At 60.6% G+C, this 24784-nt stretch carries 21 protein-coding genes, 2 pseudogenes and 1 riboswitch; of the genes and pseudogenes, 14 read left to right on the forward strand and 9 right to left on the reverse strand.

The window, feature by feature from the left end; translation table 11 throughout:
- Window positions 1-55 precede the first annotated feature (55 nt).
- The 3 genes from P0D73_RS14290 to P0D73_RS14300 are packed head-to-tail and all read right to left on the reverse strand — an operon-like array spanning window position 56 to window position 2399.
- Window positions 56-847, reverse strand: coding sequence for a molybdopterin-dependent oxidoreductase (locus P0D73_RS14290; RefSeq protein WP_408180112.1), 792 nt, complete (start codon window positions 845-847; stop codon window positions 56-58).
- 40 nt (window positions 848-887) lie between these two features.
- Window positions 888-1526 carry a cytochrome b/b6 domain-containing protein gene (locus P0D73_RS14295; RefSeq protein ID WP_408180111.1) on the reverse strand — a complete coding sequence of 213 codons (639 nt, stop codon included), beginning with the start codon at window positions 1524-1526 and terminating at the stop codon, window positions 888-890.
- A gap of 30 nt (window positions 1527-1556) precedes the next feature.
- Entirely contained in the window at window positions 1557-2399 is an 843-nt protein-coding gene (locus tag P0D73_RS14300) for a DUF1223 domain-containing protein (protein ID WP_408431713.1), read from the reverse strand.
- A 435-nt stretch (window positions 2400-2834) separates the two neighbouring features.
- Between P0D73_RS14300 and P0D73_RS14305 the strand changes: the two genes are divergently transcribed.
- The 6 genes from P0D73_RS14305 (at window position 2835) to P0D73_RS14330 (ending at window position 10030) form a co-directional block, all read left to right on the forward strand.
- Window positions 2835-3245 carry a GreA/GreB family elongation factor gene (locus tag P0D73_RS14305; RefSeq protein ID WP_132373763.1) on the forward strand — a complete coding sequence of 137 codons (411 nt, stop codon included), beginning with the start codon at window positions 2835-2837 and terminating at the stop codon, window positions 3243-3245.
- 151 nt (window positions 3246-3396) lie between these two features.
- Window positions 3397-3515: riboswitch (TPP riboswitch) on the forward strand.
- Between the two features lie 93 nt (window positions 3516-3608).
- Complete coding sequence (gene thiC, locus P0D73_RS14310; RefSeq protein ID WP_408180109.1) at window positions 3609-5540, forward strand: phosphomethylpyrimidine synthase ThiC; 1932 nt, start codon at window positions 3609-3611, stop codon at window positions 5538-5540.
- 255 nt (window positions 5541-5795) lie between these two features.
- A complete protein-coding gene (locus P0D73_RS14315) occupies window positions 5796-6008 on the forward strand; it encodes a YMGG-like glycine zipper-containing protein (protein WP_408180108.1) in 213 nt (70 codons plus the stop codon).
- Window positions 6009-6259: 251 nt separating this feature from the next.
- Window positions 6260-6757 carry a hypothetical protein gene (locus P0D73_RS14320; protein ID WP_408180107.1) on the forward strand — a complete coding sequence of 166 codons (498 nt, stop codon included), beginning with the start codon at window positions 6260-6262 and terminating at the stop codon, window positions 6755-6757.
- A 333-nt stretch (window positions 6758-7090) separates the two neighbouring features.
- A complete protein-coding gene (locus tag P0D73_RS14325; RefSeq protein WP_132373760.1) occupies window positions 7091-8689 on the forward strand; it encodes an L-lactate permease in 1599 nt (532 codons plus the stop codon).
- A gap of 414 nt (window positions 8690-9103) precedes the next feature.
- On the forward strand, window positions 9104-10030 hold the full coding sequence (locus tag P0D73_RS14330; RefSeq protein WP_408431715.1) for a DMT family transporter: 927 nt from the start codon (window positions 9104-9106) through the stop codon (window positions 10028-10030).
- A gap of 266 nt (window positions 10031-10296) precedes the next feature.
- On the opposite strand, the gene bamC is transcribed toward P0D73_RS14330, so the two are convergent.
- The gene (gene bamC / locus P0D73_RS14335; RefSeq protein WP_408180105.1) at window positions 10297-11529 is read right to left on the reverse strand and encodes an NlpB/DapX family lipoprotein; all 1233 of its coding nucleotides are present in this window, start codon (window positions 11527-11529) and stop codon (window positions 10297-10299) included.
- Between the two features lie 459 nt (window positions 11530-11988).
- On the opposite strand from bamC, the gene P0D73_RS14340 reads away from it, so the two are divergent.
- The 3 genes and pseudogenes from P0D73_RS14340 to P0D73_RS14350 all read left to right on the forward strand — a co-directional run.
- Complete coding sequence (locus tag P0D73_RS14340; protein WP_408431717.1) at window positions 11989-12453, forward strand: DUF2844 domain-containing protein; 465 nt, start codon at window positions 11989-11991, stop codon at window positions 12451-12453.
- Window positions 12454-12518: 65 nt separating this feature from the next.
- The gene (locus P0D73_RS14345; RefSeq protein ID WP_408431719.1) at window positions 12519-13787 is read left to right on the forward strand and encodes a DUF3443 domain-containing protein; all 1269 of its coding nucleotides are present in this window, start codon (window positions 12519-12521) and stop codon (window positions 13785-13787) included.
- 139 nt (window positions 13788-13926) lie between these two features.
- Window positions 13927-14907: pseudogene (locus P0D73_RS14350) on the forward strand (glycosyl transferase family 1); the annotation flags it as partial.
- 654 nt (window positions 14908-15561) lie between these two features.
- Here P0D73_RS14350 and P0D73_RS14355 read toward each other — a convergent pair.
- On the reverse strand, window positions 15562-16263 hold the full coding sequence (locus tag P0D73_RS14355) for an alpha/beta fold hydrolase (RefSeq protein WP_408431721.1): 702 nt from the start codon (window positions 16261-16263) through the stop codon (window positions 15562-15564).
- A 148-nt stretch (window positions 16264-16411) separates the two neighbouring features.
- On the opposite strand from P0D73_RS14355, the gene P0D73_RS14360 reads away from it, so the two are divergent.
- Entirely contained in the window at window positions 16412-17329 is a 918-nt protein-coding gene (locus P0D73_RS14360; RefSeq protein ID WP_408431723.1) for a LysR family transcriptional regulator, read from the forward strand.
- A gap of 177 nt (window positions 17330-17506) precedes the next feature.
- Here the strand turns inward: P0D73_RS14360 and P0D73_RS14365 are convergent.
- A pseudogene (locus tag P0D73_RS14365) lies at window positions 17507-18133 on the reverse strand (tyrosine-type recombinase/integrase).
- Between the two features lie 283 nt (window positions 18134-18416).
- Here P0D73_RS14365 and P0D73_RS14370 point away from each other — a divergent pair.
- Window positions 18417-20441 carry an ATP-binding response regulator gene (locus tag P0D73_RS14370; RefSeq protein ID WP_408431725.1) on the forward strand — a complete coding sequence of 675 codons (2025 nt, stop codon included), beginning with the start codon at window positions 18417-18419 and terminating at the stop codon, window positions 20439-20441.
- Here the strand turns inward: P0D73_RS14370 and P0D73_RS14375 are convergent.
- Complete coding sequence (locus P0D73_RS14375; protein WP_408431727.1) at window positions 20434-21129, reverse strand: response regulator; 696 nt, start codon at window positions 21127-21129, stop codon at window positions 20434-20436. The two genes, P0D73_RS14370 and P0D73_RS14375, sit on opposite strands and share 8 nt — an antisense overlap.
- A gap of 208 nt (window positions 21130-21337) precedes the next feature.
- Between P0D73_RS14375 and P0D73_RS14380 the strand changes: the two genes are divergently transcribed.
- The 3 genes from P0D73_RS14380 (at window position 21338) to P0D73_RS14390 (ending at window position 22858) form a co-directional block, all read left to right on the forward strand.
- Window positions 21338-21679, forward strand: a complete 342-nt coding sequence (locus P0D73_RS14380; RefSeq protein WP_408431729.1) for a hypothetical protein — start codon at window positions 21338-21340, stop codon at window positions 21677-21679.
- A 130-nt stretch (window positions 21680-21809) separates the two neighbouring features.
- Window positions 21810-22316, forward strand: a complete 507-nt coding sequence (locus P0D73_RS14385) for a lecithin retinol acyltransferase family protein (RefSeq protein ID WP_408431731.1) — start codon at window positions 21810-21812, stop codon at window positions 22314-22316.
- A gap of 299 nt (window positions 22317-22615) precedes the next feature.
- Window positions 22616-22858, forward strand: coding sequence for a hypothetical protein (locus P0D73_RS14390; protein ID WP_408431733.1), 243 nt, complete (start codon window positions 22616-22618; stop codon window positions 22856-22858).
- 387 nt (window positions 22859-23245) lie between these two features.
- Here P0D73_RS14390 and P0D73_RS14395 read toward each other — a convergent pair whose 3' ends face one another.
- Window positions 23246-24376 carry an IS110 family RNA-guided transposase gene (locus tag P0D73_RS14395; protein WP_408431735.1) on the reverse strand — a complete coding sequence of 377 codons (1131 nt, stop codon included), beginning with the start codon at window positions 24374-24376 and terminating at the stop codon, window positions 23246-23248.
- A gap of 170 nt (window positions 24377-24546) precedes the next feature.
- Window positions 24547-24784, reverse strand: a 238-nt coding sequence (locus P0D73_RS14400; RefSeq protein WP_408431737.1) for a tyrosine-type recombinase/integrase, incomplete at its 5' end; no start/stop codon positions are given.

Here is a 24784-nt window from a genome sequence, read left to right on the forward strand (position 1 = left end):
AAGCTTCTGCCGCCTGGGGTCGCGCAGCCGTTTCAGCGGCGCCGACCCGCGCGCGTCAGGAGCCTCCGAACCAGTTGTAGCCCTGGTCGACCCAATAGCCGCCAGGGTACGTATTAGTGACGAACATCTCGACGATGTGCTTCGGATTCTTGTAGCCGAGCTTGGTCGGCATGCGCAGCTTCATCGGGAAGCCGTATTTCGCGGGCAGACGCTCACCGTCGTACGAAAACGTGAGCAGCGTCTGCGGATGCAGGGCGGTCGGCATGTCGATGCTTTCGTAGTAGTCGTCGGCGCATTTGAAGCCGACGTACTTCGCGCTGGTGTCCGCGCCGATGCGCCGCAGAAAGTCGCTGAACGGCGTGCCGCCCCAGCGGCCGATCGCGCTCCACCCTTCCACGCAAATATGCCGCGTGATCTGCTCGGCGTGCGGCAGCGCGTACAGCTCGGGCAAGGACCAGACACGCTGACCGGTCACGAGTCCGCTGATCTTCAGCCGGTAGTCGGCGCCGTTCACCTCGGGCACGTCGTCGATGCCGTAGAACGCGTTGAACGGAAACGGCCGCGTGATCTGCGCTTCGGTGTAGGTCGGCGCGAGTTGCTTCGGATCGAACAGTGCGGCCTGCGCGCGGTCATTCAGGCGTGAGACGGCGGTGAGAAACTTGTTGACCGAGTCGTCGTCGGTGAGCGAGCAGCCGGTCAGCATCGACAGGCCGCCGAGCGTCAAAAGCCGTTTGCCGAACAGGCGCCGCGACGGCATCGCGAGTTCGCGGCGGGCGTCGATCAGGATCGATTCGCGGTCGAGTTTCTGGCCCATGGAGCGAGTGGGGTTTCGAGCGGGTTTGTTCATGATTCGATATCCGTAACGTTTGCTTACGCGGATAGATGGCTCAGCGTCCGCGCAACATGGCGAGCAGCGAGCGCGGCACGAGCGCCACCATCACCAGATGCACGGCGATAAACGCGGCCATCAGCGACATCGCGCAGAAATGGACGATGCGCGCGTTGTCGTAGCCGCCCATCAGTTCACGCAGCAGCGGAAACTGCACCGACTTCCAGATCGCGAGACCCGAGAGCACCAGCACGATCAGATCGCAGACCACGAACAGGTAGGCGAATCTCTGCACGGCGTTATAGACGCGTAGGTCGGCGTGCGACAGCTTGCCGGTCAACGCGGCGATGAAATCGTGCAGCACGGCGCGCGGCGACACCGGCAGGAACTTGCGCACGAAGCGCCCGCTTGCGAGGTTCAACGCGAGATACAGCAAGCCGTTGAAGACCAGCAGCCACATCGCCGCGAAATGCCATTGCAGCGCGCCGCCGAGCCAGCCACCGAGCGTGATGTCGGTAGGAAAACGGAACGCGGGGAAGATCGGCGAGGCGTCGTAGATGCGCCAGCCCGAGAGCATCATTACGATGGCCGCGAGCGCGTTGAGCCAATGCGTGAGACGCACCCACAGCGGATGGATCGCACTGCTTTCCGGCTTGGCCGGTGGCGCGCTGTCGCGAAGAGCATGATGAGTTGCCATGAGAATCTCCTGTGTGCGCAGAGGCGGCGATCAAGGGCACGCGGCCAGTTCGGCCGCCTGCAGGACCTCGCCGGTCGCCGCGTTTTCGACGAAGGCGACCACACCGAACCGGTCGGCGGGCGCGTTGACGTTGGCATCCGCGGCGGTGTCCTGGATGCGGATATCGCGGCGGATCTGCGCGCTGCCCGCGACCAGCGGCACCGGGCCGATCCATTGCCGCACGACTCGTTCGTGATGCAAGGTGGCGCCGCTGTTTTCGCCGGCGCCCACTTGCGAGCTCAGCGAGTTTTCATAAACGGCGAGGTAGGCGTCCAGTTGACCCGCTGTGTCCGCTGCCTTGCTGGTGAATTGCGCCGCGACATTGAACGCGCCCGGCGCCTGCCCTTTGAGCTCCAGCGCGACATTCGCTTGCGCCGGCTCGGCGACGACCTTGCCGACGCGGCTCTGAAAACTGTCGCGTTGCGACCAGCTGCGCAATTCGCGTCCGGAGACAAAGATTTCCGGCGTGTAGATGGTGTGGCCGCCGGCAAGATCGGTGAGCGTTTGCTGACGTTCAGTAAAGCGATGTTGCGAGAAGCGGTCAGTCCAGCCGAGGCTGTTCCAATAGTCCACATGCAGCGCCAACGGCACCACGCTTTGCGCCGCGCCGCTGTTCTTCCATTGGCTCAGCCAGTTATCGGCGGGTGGGCAGCTGTTGCAGCCTTCGCTGCTGTACAGCTCGACCAGCGCCACGCGATGCGCCGGGCTATGCGCGCTGCAGATGGCGCCGGCCGCGGTCGCGAGGCCGCTGGCCGCGAGCATGGTCAGCGCGAGAGCGAGCGCGATGATTCGGGTGAAGCGCCGACAGTCTCGGCGGGGTGCGGCGGTTTGCATGACGTGCTCCGATCAGGATCTGCACGTTTGTCGAATCGCACGGCCGGTTATGACAGTCCGTTTCCAACTTTTTTCTTGAAACTCGACCGAGTCGAGGGACGCACGACCCCGTGCTAACATTGAGCTTTCGATCGCGCCCATTCAGATTGATGGCGGCGCCCTCTTCACTCTCTTTCGCTACCTGCCGGCTACCTCGATGCGCTTTCCGACTTCCCGTGCCTTCTCCCGCTTGCGCCCCCGTCGCGCAACCGGTTGCGCGCGCGCGGAACTCATGCCGCGTCGCGCCGGTGAGCCGTCCCGAACGCTCCCGCTCCACGCCGCCCGGCGCCCGATCTAACGCTGCTCGCTCCATTGCCTGGGCCGCGTTGTCGGGCTCCGGGCCGATCTCATCCGCACGCTGTCCCCTCAAATGCAGATCGAATTGGAGTACCCCTCGTGAAAAAGACCAAAACCTGTTACCTCACCGAACTCGACGTCGCCCGTCTCGAGAAACACGCCGCCGCGCCCGGCGCGGACACGCGTTTGCAAGACATGCTCGACGACGTGCTGGAACGCGCCGTGATCGTCGAGTCGCGCGAGATACCGGCCAACGTCGTCACGATGAATTCGCAAGCCACGCTGGTCGACGAAACCAGCGGCGAGCACATGACCTGGACCGTGGTTTATCCGCCCAATGCGGACTTCTCGCACGGCCGCCTGAATGTGTTCTCGCCCGCCGGCCTCGCCTTGCTCGGCGCCAAACGCGGCGAGCGCATCCGCTTCACGCCGCCAAGCGGCACAGAGAAAGTGCTGAAGCTGGAAAAGATCCTGTTTCAACCCGAAGCCGCCGACGATTTCACGCTGTAAGCAACGCTCGCGCGCAACGCAAAATTTTTGCCGCAATAGCTCCGGCTGCCCCGTCAATTCAAGAAAAGTGCGTGGCGGCCCGCTGTTATATCCATCATCCGACTTTTCAAGATGGGTTGCCAAGCAGCGGGCGGCCGGTGTATCGTGTGCGCTGCTAACGCGGGGGTCCTGCGTCGCACGGAGGTTGGAGGTCCGTGCTGCGTGGGTGAGAAATACCCTTTGAACCTGATCTGGATAATGCCAGCGCAGGGAAGCGTACGGATTTCGCACCCTAGCTCTATCGCCTCATCTCTCGCGAATTCCGACTACTTCCGTCTCGTCTCCTGCTTAGCGGCCCCACATAGCTTTGCATAGGAGATACAGATGAACGCCAATCCGAAGTTCCTTTCCGCCGACGCCCACGTCGATGAAGCCGCTGTCGCGCCGCTGCCGAATTCCCGCAAGGTCTACGTGACTGGCTCGCGCGCCGATATCCGCGTGCCGATGCGCGAGATCTCGCAAGCCGACACGCCCGACAGCTTCGGCGGCGAAAAGAATCCGCCCGTCTATGTCTACGATACGTCGGGCCCCTACTCGGATCCGGAAGCCAAAATCGACATTCGGGCCGGTCTGCCCGCACTGCGCCAGGCCTGGATCGAAGAACGCGGCGACACCGAAGCGCTGACGGGTCTGTCGAGCGACTTCAGCCGCGAACGCGCCGCCGACACGGCCACCGCCGATCTGCGCTTCCAAGGCCTGCACCGTACGCCGCGCCGCGCGATCGCCGGCAAGAACGTCTCGCAGATGCACTACGCGCGTCAAGGCGTCATCACGCCGGAAATGGAATACATCGCGATTCGCGAGAACCAGCGCCGCGCCGAGTATCTGGAGAGCCTCAAGACGAGCGGCCCGAACGGCGAAAAGCTCGCGGCGATGATGGGCCGCCAACATCCGGGCCAGGCATTCGGCGCAAGCGCGTTCGGTCCGAACGGCCTCACGGCGATCACGCCGGAGTTCGTGCGCGAGGAAGTGGCGCGCGGCCGCGCGATCATCCCGAACAACATCAATCACCCGGAAAGCGAGCCGATGATCATCGGCCGCAACTTCCTCGTGAAGGTGAATGCCAACATCGGCAACTCGGCGGTGACGTCCTCGATCGGCGAGGAAGTCGACAAGATGACATGGGCGATCCGCTGGGGCGGCGACACAGTGATGGATCTGTCGACCGGCAAGCACATCCACGAAACGCGCGAGTGGATCATCCGCAATTCGCCGGTGCCGATCGGCACGGTGCCGATCTATCAGGCGCTCGAAAAGGTCAACGGCAAGGCCGAAGACCTGACGTGGGAAATCTTCCGCGACACGCTGATCGAACAGGCCGAGCAAGGCGTCGATTACTTCACGATTCACGCGGGCGTGCGTCTGCAATACGTGCCGCTCACGGCCAAGCGCATGACGGGCATCGTCTCGCGCGGCGGCTCGATCATGGCGAAGTGGTGCCTCGCTCACCACAAGGAAAGCTTCCTGTACGAGCATTTCGAAGACATCTGCGAAATCATGAAGGCCTATGACGTGGCCTTCTCGCTCGGCGACGGCCTGCGTCCCGGCTCGATCTACGACGCCAACGACGAAGCGCAGCTCGGCGAATTGAAGACGCTCGGCGAACTCACGCAGATCGCTTGGAAGCACGATGTGCAGACCATGATCGAAGGCCCCGGCCACGTGCCGATGCAGCTCATCAAGGAGAACATGGACCTGCAGCTGGAATGGTGCGACGAAGCGCCGTTCTACACGCTCGGACCGTTGACGACCGACATCGCGCCGGGCTACGACCACATCACGTCGGGCATCGGCGCGGCGATGATCGGCTGGTTCGGCACGGCCATGCTCTGTTACGTCACGCCGAAGGAACACCTTGGGCTGCCGAACAAGGACGACGTCAAGACCGGCATCATCACCTACAAGCTCGCCGCGCACGCCGCCGATCTGGCGAAGGGCCATCCGGGCGCGCAGGTGCGTGACAACGCGCTCTCCAAGGCGCGCTTCGAATTCCGTTGGGAAGACCAGTTCAACCTCGGTCTCGACCCGGACAAGGCGCGCGAATTCCACGACGAAACGCTGCCGAAGGACTCAGCCAAGGTCGCGCATTTCTGCTCGATGTGCGGCCCGCACTTCTGCTCGATGAAGATCACCCAGGACGTGCGCGAGTTCGCCGCGCAACAAGGCGTCACCGACGACGAAGCGCTGAAGAAAGGCATGGAAGTGAAGTCGATCGAGTTCATGAAGAAAGGCGCTGAGATTTATCAGCGGCAGTAAGGTTCGGGGCGCGGATCGAGCGTCGTTGTTACGCCACTCGATCCGCCAGACCACTGCGTCGCAGCATCGAAGTCCGCCACTGGCGGGCTTTTGCGTTTATGTCGTCCGGGCACGCCGCGTGCTGGACGACGGGAAACATTTGATTACGAAACCGTCGGTTCGCTGACAAGCGCATACATCCGGATACGGGAGGCGGCGATAACATCAAATGCAAGGACGGGTGTACTTCCAACCATAACTACTGGAGTCGACATCATGAAATCGATACGTCAAATCGGTACGTTTGCGGCCATCGTGGCAGTCGTGGTGAGCCTTTCCGCATGCGAAGGCATGAGCCGTCAGGGGCGCGATACGGCAATCGGCGCGGGCTTGGGTGGCGCGGCAGGCGCGGCGATCGGCGGCAATGCGCTGTCGACGATTGGTGGCGCGGCGGCGGGCGGGGTCATCGGACACGAGGTGGGCAAGTAAGGGGTACGGCGGGTCATCGCGCTATGTTTATGTATGAGGCAAGCGTGAGTTGTGCGACGCCCGGCGCACGAATTGCTCGCGCAGCCGCTCTCGGATAACACTAGTGACGCGCCCTCGCTTCGGATCGCGAAGCGCGCTGCAACGAGGTGAAATAAGCCGTTACGGTTTTGCAATCCTCTGGGCGCGGCGACGGCGTAAGCTGGTGCCGTGACGCCCCTAATGGCGGCGTTCGATTCAACCAGGAGCGCGTCATGAAGTCCCGCCTCATCAATACGGTGTGCGCGATCGGCCAGCGGTTGCCGCTGCGCTTTTCCAGGTCTCTCCCGCGTCTTTCGCAAACAGGCATGGCGCTGGGTGGCGCGGTCTGTGTACTCACCTTGTCCGGTTGCTATTACCCGTACGGTTACTATCCGGGCGGAGCTTATCCATACTACGCCACGGTGCCCGCAGCCGGTACCCAGCAGGCGGTGCCGGTCGGGCAAGACGATTCTTCCGGCGCGCAACAACTGCAACAACAGCAGCAGCAACAACAGGCGCAGACGGGCCAGCAAGGCCCGCCTCCGACCTACGCGGTCGCCGCCCCGCCCGTTTATGTGGCGCCGCCTTATCCCGCCTACTACCCGCCGCCGGTCTATCCCGCTTATTACGGCTATCCGGGCTGGTATGGACCATCGGTCTCGATCGGCTTCGGCTTCGGTGGCTACTGTTGCGGCCACGGTGGATGGGGCGGTCACGGCCATTGGCATTGACGCCCGCCGGCGCAGTCCAGGTTCCTGATCTTCACTCGATGCGCTCGCACGGCGGATTCCGGCCGTGCGGTGCCTGCACGGCATCGCGCAGTGCGTGCCGCGCCGCCCAACCCGCGCAAGACGCGCTCCCAGCGCCCATCCGCATCGCCCGTAGTTTCCCTTCTTGACGCGGCCCGACTGGGTTCTATGCTTGGTAGGCCGCACGCAGTACCTGTTTAAATAAGCGATCCCGGCCGCTTCCACGTGCCGCGGACGCCCATCCGTCATGCCAGATCGACGCGTCCCGTAGTGCGTAGTGCCGCGTCGAGTCCGAACAACAACGAAGGAGACGTGATGTTTCACCAACTACTCACTCCGGTCGGCAATTCGCTATTGCCATCGTTTCTAGTCGCGGCGTTACCGATCATCGTCGTGCTGCTTCTGCTTGGCTGGGCGCGCCGGCCGGCATGGCAGGCGTCGCTTGCGGGGTTGATCGTCGGCCTGATCGTGGCGATCCTTGTCTGGCAGTTTCCAGTGGGACTCGCGGTCGATTCGGTGGTCGCCGGCGCGGTGTTCGCCTGCTGGCCGGTCATGTGGATCGTGTTCACCGCGATCCTGCTTTACAACATCTCGCAGCGCTCGGGCCGCTTCGCGGCCTTTCGCATGTGGATGATCGACAACCTGCCAAACGACCGGCGCGTGGTGCTGGTGGTGATCGGGTTTTCGTTCGGCGCGCTGCTCGAAGGGATTTCCGGCTTCGGCACGCCGGTCGCCATCACCAGTTCGCTGCTGATTCTGCTCGGCTTTCCCACGCTCGAAGCGCTCACCTTCACGCTGATCTTCAATACCGCGCCGGTCGCGTTCGGCGCGCTCGGCGTGCCGATCACCGTGCTCGGCGCGGTCACGCATTTGCCGGCCGATTCGCTCGCCAAGATGGTCGGCCGCCAGTTGCCGTTCTTCGCCTTCCTGCTGCCCTTCTACGTGATCAGCGTCTATGCGGGCTTTCGCAACATGCTGCGGGTGTGGCCGGTGCTGCTGGTGTCGGGCGCGAGCTTCGCGCTGACGCAGTTCGTCGCGTCCAACTATGTGAACTACAGCCTGACCGACGTGCTGTCGTCGATGGTCTCGCTCATTCTGACGATCGCCTTCCTGCGCGTCTGGAAGCCGGCGGCGGATCCGAAGTTCGCGATCAACATCGACCGCGTGGGCGAAGTGCGCGGCAAGATCGGCGGCGGCCAGGGCTGGTATCCGTGGATCATCGTGTCGGTGGTGGTGATCGTCTGGACCGTGGCGAAGATCTTCCTGATCGGCGACGTCAAGGTGCCGTGGCCCGGCCTCGACAAGGCCGTGTTCATCACGCTGTACAACACGCCGTACGGCGCGGTGTGGGACTTCCAGCCGCTCGCCACCGGCACCGCCATTCTGGTCGCCGCGCTCATCACGGCGTTCGTGGTCAAACTGAGCCCGCGCGAGTTCGGCGCGGCCATCGCCGACACGTGGGTGCAGACGCGCATCGCCATCCTGACGGTGGCGACCATCGTCGGGCTCGCGTATCTGATGAACTACTCGGGGCTCACGTACACGCTCGGGCTGGGCGTCGCGTCGGTCGGACCATTCTTTCCGCTGGTGTCGGCGTTCCTCGGCTGGGTCGCGGTGTTCCTCTCCGGCAGCGATACGTCGGGCAACGCGCTGTTCGGCAACCTGCAGGTGGTGGCGGCCAATCAGTTGAATCTCAACCCGATTCTGATGGCGGCGACGAACTCGTCGGGCGGCGTGATGGGCAAGATGATCTCGCCGCAGAACATCTCGACCGGGGTGGCGACCACCGAACTCAAAGGCAAGGAAGGCGTGGTGTTCGCCAAAACCTTCAAGCATTCGATTCTGTTAACGGTGCTGCTTGGTGTGCTGGTGTGGCTGCAGCAGAATTTCTTGCAGTGGATGATTCCGCACTGAGGCGGGTTGGGCGGGTTCGGCGGGTTGCATGGCTCCCGCACCCCGCCCGATAGATGCACTCTCGCTAACCGGCGGCCGCGCGCTCACTAGCGCGCGCCGCTTCAACGATGCGAGGATGACCATCCTGACCATTTGCGGCTGATGCGCTGCCGCAAAATAACTCACGCTTCTTCGCTCGAGCCCCTATCCTTCCCTAGCGCTTCGTCCCATCCCACCGCCTTGATCGCAATATTTCTCACATCAGCGTGAGAATTGCTCGTTTTGCCCAGAGCGCCGCTGCGCTTACGATGGACAATTACCAGACGCCTTGCCTCTCCCATATCTTGCCGTTTCATTCCAGCCTGAAACGTTTCGCATGATTGCGCTGCTACGATGCGCAGGCGTCTCGACTCAACCGCGCGCGGCGCCACCTCGATGAATGCTAAAAACCTGCTGCAGTTGCTGATCCTCGCCGCCCTGTGGGGCGCCTCATTCCTGTTTATCCGCGTCGGCGTCACCGACTTCGGCGTGGCGCCGTTGATGGCGCTGCGCGTCGGCATCGGCGCGGCGTTTCTCGCGATCGTGCTGATCGCGCGACGCCCCCTGGGCCAATCCGCGACGATCCTGCGCACCCGGGCCTTCCCGCTGCTGGTGGTCGGCATTCTGAATTCGGCGGCGCCCTTCTGTCTGTTCGCCTATGCCGAGTTGACGCTGTCAGCCGGCGTCACGTCCGTGATCAATGCGAGCACGCCGCTGTGGGGTGCGCTGGTCGGCTTTCTGTGGCTGCGCGACCGGTTGAGCGCGCTGCGCACACTCGGTCTGATGATCGGCTTTCTCGGCGTGCTGATGCTGGTGTGGGATCAGATCGCCGCGCCGAACGGCACGCCGGCCACGCCGCTCACCACCGCGCTCGCGGCCGGCGCGGCGCTCGGCGCCACGTTGCTGTACGGCATCGCCGCCAACTACACCAAGCGCCATCTGACCGGCGTCGACGCGCTGACCGTCGCCACCGGCACGATGACCGGCGCCACCATCGTGTTGCTGCCGCTCGCCGTCATCTACTGGCCGGCGGCGCCGATCTCGCTGCACGCATGGGGCGCGGTGATCGCGCTCGGCGTCGCCTGTACCGGCGTCGCGTATATGTTGTTCTTCCACCTGATCGCGGTGGCCGGACCGGCGCGTGCGATTACGGTGACCTTCGTCATTCCGATCTTCGGCATTCTGTGGGGCGCGCTGTTCCTCGGCGAAAGCGTCTCGCCCGGCATGCTGGAAGGTTGCGGCGTGATTCTGGTCGGCACCGCGCTCGCCACCGGCGTGATCAAGCGTCTGCCGTGGATCGGCACCCGCCGCGCCGATACCTGAAACCCGCTTCATGTCGCGCGACGCTTGCCCCGCGTCGCCGACTCTCCTCTTTCCCGCCATCAGGCCGGCCGCAGTAACGAATCACGCATGGCCATCTCCCGTCGAATTCCGGTTCCGACCGGTATTCAGTGAACCATGCAAAAAGACGCGCACGCGGGTTGACCGCGCTCTGTCGGCCACGCACTGCGTGAAACCCAAGGCATAAAAAAACCCGCCCGGCGTGATCGCCGGGCGGGTTTTCAGACAGCGTTCCAACTGCTGCAGCCTTAGTGCAGCTGGTCGGACATCAAACTCATGATCTGCTTGGCCTGCGGGCTCTGGTCGATGGCGCCCTTGTCGTCGACCACAGCCACGCGCGTCTGGTTAGGCGTTACCGCGCGCACGTTCACCATATACTGCTTGGCAACTTTTTCCTTCTTGCCGTGGAAAACCTGGCTCCAGAAGCCCTGTTCGGCCGACGACATGTCCTTCGGATCGACGTAGCGCACGAAATACAGGCCGCGGGTCAGATCGCGGTCGTCGACGGTGAAGTTGCTGCGGTCGAGCGCGAGACCCACGCGCAACCATGCGCGGTCGTACGGCTCGCCGAGCGTGAGTTCCGTCGACGAGAGCTGAGCGTCGGTGCCGTTCGCCGCGTCCCCAGCCGGCATGGGTTGCTGGGCGGACAGCGCGACGTTTTGCGCCGCCGTGGCCGCCGCCGCCGACTTGGCGCCCGCCGTAGCCGCGTTCGGCGCTGTTTGCGCGCCGGCCGACAGGTCGGCGTTTTGCGCGTCAGCCGGTTTCGAACGCGAATCGGCCAACGCCAGCGCCGCCATCAGCCGCTTCAGATATTCCTGTTCGAGGCCCGGATCGTTCGGCTTCGGCACCCACGTGCTCGAATCGTTGTTCGTGCCGGTCAGCGCCTCGCGCATGCCCTTCTGGCTGACGAACACGTACGTGCCGCCGTTCGGCGCCGCTTCCAGGCGCGTGCGGTACTTGTTGCGCTCCGAGGTCACGTAGCTGTTGCCCATGGCCTTGGACAGCGTGTTGCGGATCAGGCCTTCGTTGATCTGCGCGTGCGTTTCGTTCCAGTCGGTTTCCATCACGCCCTTGTCGCGCTGGTCGACCACCAGCAGGAAGCCCTGTTCCTGCCAGAAGCGGCGGATCTGCGGCCATGCCTGCTCGGGCGCCTTGTTGTCGATGACGAGCCAGCTTTCCGTGCCGTCGCGCTGGATATGCATGCCGTTGACCGCCGGCGCCACCACCACGGAATTGGCCGACGGGGCTTGCGCCTGAACCTCTTTGAGCGCGGACAACGAGGTTTCGCCGCCCTGCGGGGGCAACGAACGCTGATCGGCCGTCTCATCGATCATATTCGGCGGTACGGCAAGTGACACTTGCTTCGATTTCGAGTCGCTCTTGTAGTCGACTTTGGTCGGCGACGAGGTGCCGCAGCCGGCGACCAGACCGCCTGCCATCAGCATTACTGCAAACCGCTTGGTAAGACGAAGATCAGTCATGTTCGGGGAATCCTTCCGCTACGCCACGGCAAGTTTCCGTGGATCAACCCAACATTTTACCGATCCCGGCGAGTCATGTGCAAAAACCCGGGTTTGCCCGTGAATTGAGCAGCGTGAGACGTGCGCAAAGGACGCGGGATCGACGCGCGAGAAGGACACCGAAGCGACTCCTTCCGTCAACGTTTCCATGAGTTGCAAGAGGCTCATTTTCGCGCGTGAAACGAACGGCGCACTGCAAATTTAACAATCCCCCACATTTCCCAACGGTCTGTCAGATGCGCCCTAGATGATCGTCAGATCATTGATTCGACGGCATTTTTCCGGGGCCCTCGCCACGTCGATTTTGATATATCGAAATTTGCTGAATACCGCTTCAGGTAACGGTCTGAAAACCCGAGTGATATCTTGAAATAGACAACTCAAGAGCCTTTGAGCGCTCCAGCCACGGGACCGACCGTCATGCCCTTGCGTACCCTTACCCCGAATTTTGCTGCGTCAGCGATCGCGGTTGCCGCGTTGTGCACGAGCCTCGAAGCGCACGCCGAATTGGGCGGCGCCATGCCGGCCCAGGCGGATGCGAGCGCGAGCGCGCCGCGCGCCATGTTGAACGGGGCGCTGCGCATGCGCACGCTGACCGACGCGGGCAACACGACCATCAACGAGTACGCGACGAACACCGGCCAGATCATCGCCTACGCGTGGCAAGGCCCAACCATGCCGGACTTGCGCGCGCTGCTCGGCAAGTACGCCGCGTCGTATCGCGCCGGCGCCGACGCGGCGCCGGCGGACGGCAATCTGCATGTCTCGCGCGTGGCGCGGCCGGACGTGATCGTGGAATCCGGCGGCCCGATGCGGGGCTACGTGGGCCGCGCATGGCTGCCCGCGGCGCTGCCGCCCGGCGTCACGGCTGACGATTTTCAGTGATGTGCGCAAGCACTCGGCACTAGCGCCAGCATCGGCACCACGCCTCGACGAGCACTGACCACGCCATGAAATCCACCCTTTCCATTTACGCCCTACTGCTGGTCTGCGCCGCCTTCGCGGGATGCGGCGGCGGTGGCGGCGGCTCGCCGGCCGCGACATCGCAGACAGGTTCGGCCGCCCCGGCCAGCATCCCGAGCCCCGCCAGTGGGTCGGTAGGCGCCTCGAGTGCCGGCCCGACCGCCTCCGTGCCGCAGTCGAATATCCCGAACGTCCAGCCGATCGCCGTCACCGCCGCACCGGGTCTGACGCGCAACATGCTGACGACGAGCGTCACCGTCTGCGAGCCCGGCACCAGCAATTGCGCGACGATCGACAATGTCCAGGTCGACACCGGTTCGCACGGACTCAGGATTCTCGCGTCCGCGCTGCCGGCGGACCTGTCGCTCGCGGCAATCGCGTCGGGCAGCGGCATCGCGGGCGAATGCGCGGTGTTCGGCGGCGGCTACACCTGGGGCGCGGTGCGCAGCGCGGACGTGCGCATGGCCGGCCAGTTGGCCGCGTCGATCCCGATCCAGACGATCGCGGACCCGGCGCTGCCCACCGTGCCCGCCGACTGCGCGGGCTCCGGCCGCGCCATGCAGACGGTGGCGGGCCTGCGCTCGAACGGCATTCTCGGCGTGGGCCTGTTCGCGGGCGACTGTGGCAGCGGCTGCGTCACCGCCGCGCTGCCGCGCTGGTACTACCGTTGCGATGCCGGCGACGCCTGCCTCGCCAGCACGCAAGCGCTGGCGCAGCAGGTGACCAATCCGGTCAGCCGCTTTGCGCTCGACAACAATGGCGTGGTGATCGACCTGCCGGCCATCGCCGATGCCGGCGCGGCCAGCGTATCGGGTTCGATGATCTTCGGCATCGGCACCCAGGCCAACAACACGCTGAACGGCGCCAGCGTCCTCAAGGCGAATTCGCAGACGGGCTACGTCGTCACCACGAGCGGCGGGCAGACTTATTCGCAGAGCTATGTCGACAGCGGCTCGAATGGGCTGTTCTTCCGCACCACCCAGTTTCCGCAGTGCGGCTTCTGGTACTGCCCGGCTTCGATTCAAGCCGCGAACGCCGCGATCACCGGGACGGACGGCGCGTCGAACACGGTGTCGTTTGCGGTCGGTAATTCGAGCGCGCTGTTCGCGTCGTCGAATAACGCCTTCAACAATCTGGCCGGCGTGGCCAGCAGCGGCTTCGGCTGGGGCTTGCCGTTCTTCTTCGGACGACGCGTCTATACGGCGATCGCCTCGCGCGAAACGTCGGCGGGCCCGGGGCCTTACTACGCGTTCTGAACGGACGGCTTCTTTCGACGCCGAAATTTCGCAAAATCACCTGACGGACAGATTTGGTACGTATCGGCTGAGATAATTCCACATTCCGGCTAACTCCGTTCCAATTAGTTAGTCATGCAAATCCTGGAATTGTCGGCAGATGGAAGAACCCACTTTTTCGCTCGATCATTTCGAGCAGCTCGTCTATACGCGGCAGCATGTCAAAGCCGCGATCCAGTTCATTGCCGCGCTGGCGCTCCTTCAGCAAAAGCGCGGCGAACTGGACGGCAGCTTTCTTGCCTCGGGCATCGCCGACCTGCCGCCTGACGAGCAACGCAAGCGCTTCTGCACACGCCTCGCGAGCGCGGCGTCGACCCTGTTCGCCGACCCGGCGTTCCAGTTGCCACCCGAGTGTTTCAGATTGATTCTGACACTGCACGAGTGGGTCGGACTGGTGTTCGCCTGCACGCCGTTCGGCAATGCTGACCATGTGACCCGTTACCTGAATCCGCGCGGTGCGGACAACGCCCAGTTTCTGTCCGGCGACAGTTTCGTCGAAAAACTCTGCGCGCTCTACTCGACCGAGTCCGAACTGGAACTCGACTTCGCCGCGCTGTGGGCGTACGACAAATCGCTCGCCGCCTGCCTTGCCCTCGTTTTGCTGGCGCCGGTCTTCAAAGGATCGGCGAGCGCGCATATGAAGCGCGAAGCGTTGATGGAATGGCTGCCCGGCAAATTGCAGCAAATTGACGACCTCGACGACCTGCCGACCGCCTTGCTGCACAACGCCTATATGTTCTGCAGCTACGCGGACACGCCGCGGCGGCACGAGATCAAACGGGACATCAACGCGCTGGTGCGCCGCAAGCTGGATCAACTAGGGCTGACCGATATTCCCGCGGCGAATCTAGCCCGCGCGAAAAGCCGCAAGCCGCGCGGCAAAAAACCGCTGATGGTGGTCGTGCTCGAATGGTTTGGCGGCGCCCATTCGATCTACCGCACGCACTCGCGCACGCTCGAAGCCGCGCGCGAGCATTTCGAAGTGGTGGCCTTCGGCTTCGGCTACGCCATCGACGATATGGGGCGCGCGGTGTTCGACCGTTTCATCGAACTGGAGGAGCCGGAATACATAGGCGATTGTGGGGGGTGTTCGTCTGATACTTCATAAAGTGAACTGGCCAGGTTTGGTTTTGGGGTAGATTTTTCACATCATTTCATGATGTGAAACCGCGGCTCCCGAAATTACGTTTTGTAATATTTGCCCGTCTTGCAGGTATCGCGAGAATTTTTTTGCTTGGCTGACAATTCTTCGCGTGCCGTCCTGATGTTTTTCGTACGGCATGATTGCGTGCGTCCAAGGGTGAGTCTTTCCGGGGACACGAACGACCATTACTCCAAGCGGCGTTAGGCGCAAGCAAAAGACGCATACCCACGTCCACCGAGGACCATTTCGACGAAGGTGGTCGCATATCGGCCATTGCCGACATTGGGGCGGGCTGGGGTTCTACGTCAGCAATGTGGCGGATTGCTGACGGCGGCGGCATCGAGCAGCCAGACGGCAGCTTCCTGCATCAGCGAATTCACACTCCCGACCCTGAGGAGCCTTTGCATCGGCAAAACAGGAGTGTCCGCTCACGAGGCCTAGCAGACTGCGGTCCCCGAAATCGCTCCGCCCGAAAGCCGTCATCGCCGCCTGACTGTCAGATGGACGTAATGTCCACCGACATGGAAGGGCCCAGTGACCTCCAGGAGCGCTCGGTCCAGCCAGGCAGCTTTGCCGCGGTATCGGCAATCGTCACCCGTTCTGAACAGCGGCGACCGCCTTGCGAATTACGTCGATAACAACATCCGGCTGCGACAGCATCGGCACGTGGCTGCTTGCCACCTCGGTGACGGTCGCTCCCATGCGCTTCGAGACCCACCGTTGCAAGTCGGGATGCACAGTGTGGTCTTGCGTCGCTAGAACATACCAACTCGGCTTCTTCCTCCACGCGATGTCATTCGCGCCGAGTTTCTGTTGATGGAACAGATCGAAAACGGGAGCGTAATGGGTAGCCCAGACGAGCTTCTGCTCTGCCGAGCAGAGGTCGCCAGCGAAGAACTCAGTGCCGTTCGGGAGCATCCAGGCTCGCCCGTCTGCCACTTCAACGCGCGAGAAAATATCCGATGGATACTTGTCGAGCTGGTTCTGCACGGTTTCGCCGCCATCCGGGGCGACCGCCGCAATATAGACGAGTGCCGCCACGCGGTCATCGCCCCCTGCGGCCGTGATGGTGGCGCCGCCGTACGAATGACCGACGAGGACCACGGGGCTGCCGACGCGGTTCAGCGTGCGCTTCACCGTCGCGACATCTTCTTCGAAAGAGTCAAGGCCATATTGGACGGCGATTACCTCATGCCCGTCCGCCTGCAATGCGGGAATCACCTTGCCGAAGCACGAGCCGTCGGCCCAAATGCCATGGCAGAACACGATGCTAGGTTTGGAAGCTGTAGACATTTGCCTTTTCCTCCGTAGATTGACCGGTTTCGCTGGGTTGCTTCCGTTAGGCACAGACGGCAGCTACTGCAAAAATAGGCGTCCCTTCTGTCGACGACAAAGACTTTGTATGATTCGACCTATGCTTTGAAGGCATACCGGAGATCCGATGGAACTTCGACATCTACGCTATTTCATTGCCGTCGCGGAGGAAGGCAGCCTACTGACGGCCGCTCAGCGGCGACTGCACACATCGCAGCCGTCGTTGAGTCGACAGATTCGCGATCTGGAATCCGAAGTCGGTGTGAAGTTACTGGAGCGCCAGGCACGTGGCGTGGCGCTCACCGCTGCCGGGAAAATTTTCCTTGATCACGCGCGCTTGGCGCTCTTGCAGGTTGAAGCGGCTACTGACGGCGCGCGGCGGGCGGAACAGCCAGAAAAGCCTGTATTGGCGATGGGTTTCCTTGCCGGGCAAGAAGTTGTGTGGCTACCCCATGTCCTGCGCATCCTCCGTGAAGAGGCACCGGAGGCCGAAATCACGCTGTGCAGTCAGTCCTCTCCGGAACTTGCTCTCGGGCTGATGCGAGGGAAACTGGACGTTGCCTTTCTTCGCCCGGAGATAGAGACCGTTGGCCTGTCCTTCAAGTTCTTGGCAAAGGAGCCTCTGATCGCCGTGCTGCCGGCGGACCATCGTCTGACGTCACGCAAAAAGATTCGGCCTCAGGATCTTGCCCGCGAAATTTACGTCAGTTCAGCAAGGACGTCTCCAGTATTGAAATCCGTGATTCAGGATTACGCATCGAAAGTCGGGATCACGCTCAAGGCCGGGTACGAAGGCGAGAACCTGCCGTCGGCAATGTCGCTCGTCACGTCCACGGGTGGCGTTACGCTTATCCCGCTGTATGCGCAAAATATGTTGACACCAAATGTTGTTGCCCGCGCGCTTGACGGCGTGCCCCCGACGATTGATCTCGCCTTGGGATACAACAATGCGAATACAAATCCATTGCTCCTTCGCTTCTTATCTCGCGCCGACGAGTTGGTCACAAATGTTCAAGACCAGAGCATCATCCGATACGCCATCTAGGTAATGGTGCGCGCTCGTTGCTCCCGCATTTTGTACGGGAAGAGCCGTCGCCAACCATGTTCGCATCGAGATCGAATATCCGCTGCGCCGGACTGGGCCGCCGTCTGAATGTCAGAGTGGCACAAAACACGAGTGACCCTTCCTGGCCGGCAAGCGCCCGCTGGCTGGCCATGCCTGTCAGACTTCGGTTTGCTCAGCCATCTCGAGCGCGTCGTCTACCTCAATCCCGAGGTAACGCACTGTACTTTCAAGTTTCGTATGGCCTCAGAGTAACTGAACTGCGCACAGATTCTTGGTGCGCCGATAGATCAACGATGCCTTCGTGCGGCGCATCGTGTGGGTGCCGTACGCCGCGTCATCCAGTCCAATCGAAGCGACCCAACGATGAACGATGCGAGCGTACTCACGTGTCGGCAAGTGCGCGGACGCATGCAGCCGACTCAGGAACAAATAGTCGGCGGGTTTCAGCTCTCGCGCCGAAATCCAGGCGGCGACACTCTGCCGAGTCTGCTCCATGATTTCGAGCTACACCGGTCGTTGCGTTTTCTGCTGCATGAACGTCGCTCGCGAGACCACGTGGCTTCCCATGCAGATGTCCTGCACCTGCAGTCGCGTCAGATCGCATGCCCGAAGCTTGCTGCCGATTGCCAAGTTGAACAGCGCCAACTCGCGAACGTTGGATGACATCTGAAGTCTCGTGCGAATCGCCCAGATTTCACGCAGTTTCAACGGCGGCTTCTGGCCAGTCAGCCTCCCCTTGTTCCATGGCACCCGCCGAGCGCTGAGAGAATTAAGCGTTTCCATGTCAACCTCCTCTTCAATGAAGGGAGACCGATTGTGCGCGCCGTGCAGCGGTCGCCCTTCGACCCGAAGGAGTCAGCCAGGTTTCTTGACATCGGACATTTACCGGGCCCCGTCATATTCGGACCAGCGCCGCCAAGCCGCCCGAACAAGGCGATAAATGGTCAATCATGTCGATTTTGATACAGAAGTGACCAACGGGTTCGGGGGGAAATTTCCTTCGTTCTCGTTGTTCATTTTGCATACAGTAAGAAGTGGCGCTACTCAACGTGGCAACTGAACAGAAATGAAGACTCGAAGATTTCCTGTCATTCAACCGGCCGAGTCAGGGCGTTGGGGCAGTGCCGCTCGCGAATTATTGAGCAGCTTAGTGGACATCTTGTCATTTCCGCGACCTTTCGAGGATGCCGAGATCGAGCGCGAGTTTCTTGACGATCATGGACGGCGCTTTGCAGGCTTCCGCCGAGCAGCTGCGATCTTGGGATTCTGCGTTTGGACTGGCTATATATGGGTGGAATTCACCTACGCGAGCCTATCTCCGGCGTTCCGGAGGGTCTTTCCGGTGGAAATTCTCCTTCGTTCCGCCGGTATTGTTGTGATCGGAACTGCCGTCGTACTTTCCTTCCGTCGCTCGTTTGCCCGTGAATACACCGCACGCCGGGTTATGTTGTCAGCAATTGCTGCGATTACTGTGCTCATTCTTGGAATGCTATTCATAGCCCCAGGTCCCTACCAATTCCCCTATCTCGTTGGCTTGTCTCTCATTCTGTCGTTCCAGTCCGGCCTCCTCCAGCTAAGGGCTAAATCAACGTTTTTTTTGGCGGCGAGTGTCGTTATCACGATTTTGGTCTTACAAGTAACGCTGCACTTTTTCGACGAGCAGAATTTTTTCTTTGGTGTTTTTTTTCTTTTAAATCTGACCGTGATTGGACTTGGCGTAAACGTTCACTCTGAACGCCACGTCAGGGAACGTTTTGCCGCCGAGAAGGCGCTCGCACTTTCCAATACCCATCTGAAAGAAGCCAATGCCAAACTCGTCGCAAAACGTAGAGCATTGGAAATCGCCCAAAAAGAACAGCTCAGCAAAACGAACGCATTGATTGCACTGAAGGAGCAACAAAGAGAGGCGGCAAATGAAGCTAATCGAGAGAAGTCCGACTTCCTTGCGGCCGCCACGCATGACCTGAGACAACCCATGCACGCCCTAAATTTATTTCTGGAAGCTGCCGAGGAAGCATTGCGGAAGGACGACGCTGCGCAATCCCGCGAACTAATCGCACAAGTGAGGAAGTCCTCCATCATAATGGGGCACCTCTTCGACGCTGTTCTCGATCTGTCGAGACTCGGCTCAGGTCATGTGTCCCCCGACTATCGGGTTTTTGACCTATCTCCTCTGGTCCGGGGTGCGATCGAGCAGTTGAAACCGCTTGCGGCAGCTTCGGGCATCTCGCTCCGCTTGCGGTGCCCATCGAATGTCAGCATTTGGGTTCGCAGTGATCCACATTGGCTCGATCGAATCGTCGTCAATCTTATCTCCAACGGACTGAAATACTCGGATCAGCGCAAAGCTTCTCAAAGTACAGTCCTTGTAGGCATAGTGCGCAGTGCTAATCGCGTGCGAATTGACGTCGTAGATAACGGTGTCGGGATAGCTCCACAGTATTGGGACGCCATTTTCAAACCCTTCTTTCAAATCGACAATGCCGAACGTGACCGCGAACGAGGGTTGGGGCTGGGCTTGTCAATCGTGAACGCAATGGTTTCGATGTTGGATGAGCACCGCATTGAACTCAATTCTTTGGAAGGACGTGGGTCACGTTTTTCCGTCGAAATACCGATCTGCCACTCTCAAATACTTGCGTCAGAACCTACGTTGAGTGAGGATTCAGCCGCTCAGTTGGGCGGAACGGCTGGACTATATGTGCTGCTGGTGGAAGACGACGGACTTGTCCGCGCGGCGACAGAAGCACTCCTCACGCAATGGGGAGTGCTGGTTGACTCCGTCAAATCAATCACGTGCATAGAGGAATTGCTCGACTCTGTTGAGCGCTACCCGGACCTAATTATTACTGATTATCGGCTCCCCGACGGAAAAACTGCGCACGACGTCACTGAAACTGTACGTCGAAAATTAGGAAAATCGCCTCCATGCTTGGTAATAACTGGTGAAGCGAGTTCGATCGGCACGACGGCCACATGTAATCAGTACGCGTTGGTGAAACCTGTAACGCCTGATCTGCTTAGAAAGCGAATTTTAGAAGCAACGGCAATCGGATCTCCCCACCTGCCTGCGCGCGATTATCTCACGTAGGTGTCTGCGCAATCGCCTTGGGAATTTCAATGCCGCGGCGTGCCATCTCCACTATCAAAAATGTACGGCGTGTCACATTAAAACGCGCCAGCAGGTCACTTGAATACTCCTTCGCTGTATTTTCCGTAATATTCATTTTTCTAGCGATTGCTTTGTTCGGCAAACCCTGCAAGACGTAACGCAATGTTTCGGTTAGCCTAGGAGGCAGATTCAAGGTCTCGACGGGTATTCCCCGACTATTGTAAGTAGGTTGCGGACTATGCCCCCCCTTACCTAAAACCGTATTGGGTAGATAAATTCGGCCGCTTAAGATCGTTCGAAGTGCCTCCTGGAAGACTGCGCCCCCTTCCTCGCTAGCCTTGGAGATAAATCCACATGCACCCGCCTTAATGCATTCGAGGACTGTGTCGCGATCGTCTTGACCAGAAAGCATGATGCAATGGACCTCGCGCTCTTGTTCCTTTATCCACTTGAGCAAATCGAGGCCCGTGCGGGCAGCTTTCAACCTGTAGTCCAGAAACACCAAATCATAGGGTTCGCACTCAAGCCTGCAGACTGCCTGCTCGTAGCCGTCCGCCTCATCGATGCTGAGACATGGTTCACTAGCAAGGATCAAAGTCTTCATGGCACTGCGAGTAAGCCCTTCATCCTCCACCAGCAACACAGTCTTAAAATATCCGTTGTCCATGGCTGTCCCTTTTTATAACTCATATTACTGCCTTTGATCCAAATTGATACCCTCCTTTAGTAGGGACCCATTTCGCACCCTTCCAGAAATATCGATCTCCCCCCGCTTTCGAGGGTTTCGCGGTGCTTCGGCACGGACAACACTACAGCCATCGATAAGCCGATAACCCGTCGACAAATCGATACCCAACCCGGACTCGGAGCCAATCATGAATATCGCAACCAACATTGCAAAAATTCTTGCTGCATTATCTGTGGCAGGTGCCGCGGCGTCTGCACACGCCATTAGCAATCATCAATTCCTTCTGGTTAACGAAACCGACCAGGCGATTGTCGAATTTTACGCAACACACGTAGGCGATCCAATGGGCCCGGATCTGCTGGATACTCAAACATTGCCTTCTGGTTACAATATTTTAATCGATGCCTATGACGGCTTTCCTCGCCATTGCTTGTTCAATTTTAAAACCGTCATGCGTGATAGGCAAATTGTCTATAAGAGAAACGTCGATGTCTGCGAAATCCTTCGCTACACAATCTCCTCCGATTGAAGCAACGTAGTACAAACGTACCTATATTTTGAGGCACATACCTTGCCACTGTGCCTCCTTTTAATGCCTGATACATTGCGTCCCTCTACCAGATTTCATTATACTGCCAGACGATTCCCGGAGTTTAATCATGGAACAAGTCACCATTCAAATTCGCGGTAATGGTGCCATGCCAAACTGGCTGAACGTGGGTCTTCGCGAGGAGCCGGCGCTCGGCGCCCATTTGATATCGCCGCGCGGCGGTTACAGCCACCACGGCATTTATGCGGGCAACGGCAACGTCGTGCACTACGCCGGACTTGCCAGGTCTTTCCATCTAGGGCCGGTTGAGGAAGCCACTATGGCATCCTTCGCTGCCGGCCATGAAGTCTGGATCGAGCCAAGCCACCGTCCGACCTATGATGAGAAGGAAGCTGTGGACCGTGCTCGCTCACGGTTGGGTGAAAATCGTTATAGCCTCCTGACAAATAATTGCGAGCACTTCTGTGTGTGGTGTCTTTATGGTCGCGCGTACAGCAAACAGGTGCACGAGTGCCTTGCGCACCCTTGTGCGGTCGCGCACGTAGCGATGAGCCTCCTTCGAGCCGTTTTCTCGACCGGCCCGAAGCGTTCGTCCATCGGGACCGCCAGCGCTTGAGGTTCTCCTCAATGAGCTATCGGGTCGAAGTTGCGGAAAAACTTTGAAATTGAGATGTCCCGGCCCACTAGCGTCTCTGCGAGTAAATTCGAAAATAAACGTCCATGTCGAGTGTCGACGATCTGGACGGTCACGTCGAATGGCTGAAACTGGGCCGGCAACCGTCCAATGCATTGGAGCGGCCACCCATTCCCTGCGCGACCACGAACGACAACACGCACCACGCTCTATTGTGCAAGATACCCGTCTGCGGATGACGCTTCGTCCCTATGATTATTTATACGTATTGCGAGGACGCAATGACATCAGACTTCGAGGCAACGGTCGTCCCAGGCGGAGATTCGGCCGGGCAATTCGACGCCGCGTGCAACTACGTGCGTAACTTGGCGCAAGCGCGTTGCGCAGCCGTGATAGTTATCGACGGCGAGTTGGGATCGGGCTATTCCGTGGTGGGCCCGCTTGACGCGCAGGTACTCTTGCCGGATATCTTGCAGAAGATGGCAGATACCTTGCGCGGCCAGCTTTCGAAAAATCTGCAGTAACTGGTTCGTCTCCCCGCCGCGCGAGCAAGTAGTTCAGGCGGCCAATCGCGAACGGCCGGTAATGCTAACGCAGCGGTCGTTAGGGGGCAGCGACGGTCGCTTCGTGGCCGATGGACTGATATGACTTTCCGTGTCAATCGGGATCGGTTTTCGGTTTTGATGCATCTGAATTTCCTGAGGGCGACGTAGCAGTACGTCTCGACGGTGGGTCACACTGATATCCGCGGGTTGGTTACCGCATTACTGTGGTCCGCCCTGTGAGCCTGCCGCTACCTAAAGTCGCAAGTCGCATGAGATGTGTTGCATAGTCCAATCGCGGGTTACTCGGGTGCCGGGCTACGCCGCCTTCAGGAAACTCTCCGGGTCCTCGTTAAGGGTGATGTGGTGTCAGCCTGGTCTGGCGTTTTTCGGTATGGCGAGGGACATCGCCAGTCTGCTGATGTCCCAGATGAACCCCGCGAGCTCGCGCGCAACGGCAACCACACCGGTGTTCACATTCTTGCCGCGCGCCGCGAGCTTGCGATATCGCCGGCATAGTCGCAGTTGAGCATCCCATGCGCGGTCAATGATTGGTTTGGGGATTCCTTCATGGCGACGTTGTATGTCCGGGCTCACCCGAGCGGGGTATCTGTAACTCCACGCAGCCTCCACAAGCAGCTTTCTTGCATAGCTGTTTCCGTTTTTTGTAATGCTGCCCTGACGGCGCCGGTCTCCTGACGAGTGTTCTGAGGGCGTCACCCCGAGCCAGGCCATCAACTGACGTGGATGCTCGAATCGCGCCAGGTCACCGAGTTCGGCGAGCATGCCTACGGCCGTGGTGAACTGGATGCCCCGCATTGCCTGCAGGCCCAGTACGGCTGGATAGAAGCGCCAGTTGACGACAGCCTCGCGTAGTGCCGCCTCGAGGCGATCGCATTGTGCGAGCCTGTCTTCGATGGTATGTCGGCACTCGTCAAAGGCCAGTTGTTGCCAGTGGTTGGGGAACGCGAAGGTGCTGATCCACCTTCGATGTGCCGGCCCCCAGTTCGCGCTGCCGGTGTAACGAACACCATGAGAGAGCAGAAAGGACTTGAGCCGCTGGCGCGCGTGCTTGAGATCCGCTTTGGCGGCGGCCCACGCGCGGGCCAGGTCCCGGAATGCTTCATCTTCGACGCCAGGCACGTAGACTGGCGAGAGATCACCTGCGCGCAACGAGCGCACGAGTTTGAGCGCGTCGCGGCGGTCTGTCTTGACCCGTTCGCCTGGTTTCTTTGGAATCAGCGACGGGGCACATACCATGCAGTCGAATCCCTTCTGCACCAGTTGCCGGTAAAGGCCATAGCCGCATGGCCCCGCTTCGTAGACGATGCGGACGTGGGTCGCCTTGGATTGCATGCGTTGGCAAAGGCGATCGATGTCTGTCTTCGATGTGCCGATTTTGCCGAGCAATTCGACCTCGCCTATCCCGACGGCGTAAGCCGTCGTGATCGACTCCTTGTGAACATCCAGACCGACGTACACAGTGCTATCGTGTTCCATGCTGGCCTCCGCGCTGGAAATCGCCGGGTGTCGCCCTCGTGCACACCATGCGGCTCTGGCAGCAATGCTAACCCGCGTCTGGTTCCTCACGGCGGGCCAGCCACCACCTCACGGAAAGTCATACTGCCTAAACCGCTCGCGCGGTAGGGGCTCCGGCCAGACGCCGGTGGTCAGGGAGAGGCCGGCATCGCGGTTCCGTATGTTGGCGAATGAGGCAATCCGCCTCGTTCTCCGGCAGGAGGCAGACGGTCCAGCGGACTGGTGACCTCGTGCAGCAGGTCGGTGGCCACCTGGACGTAGAGCGCGGTGTTCTCGAGCTTCGCATGGCCGAGCAGCACCTGGATCACGCGGATGTCCACCTTCTGTTCGAGCAGGTGCGTCGCGAAACTGTGGCGCAGCGTGTGCATG

Origin of the sequence: Paraburkholderia sp. RL18-101-BIB-B, from assembly GCF_046026985.1 — a bacterium.
Classification (GTDB): Bacteria; Pseudomonadota; Gammaproteobacteria; order Burkholderiales; family Burkholderiaceae; genus Paraburkholderia.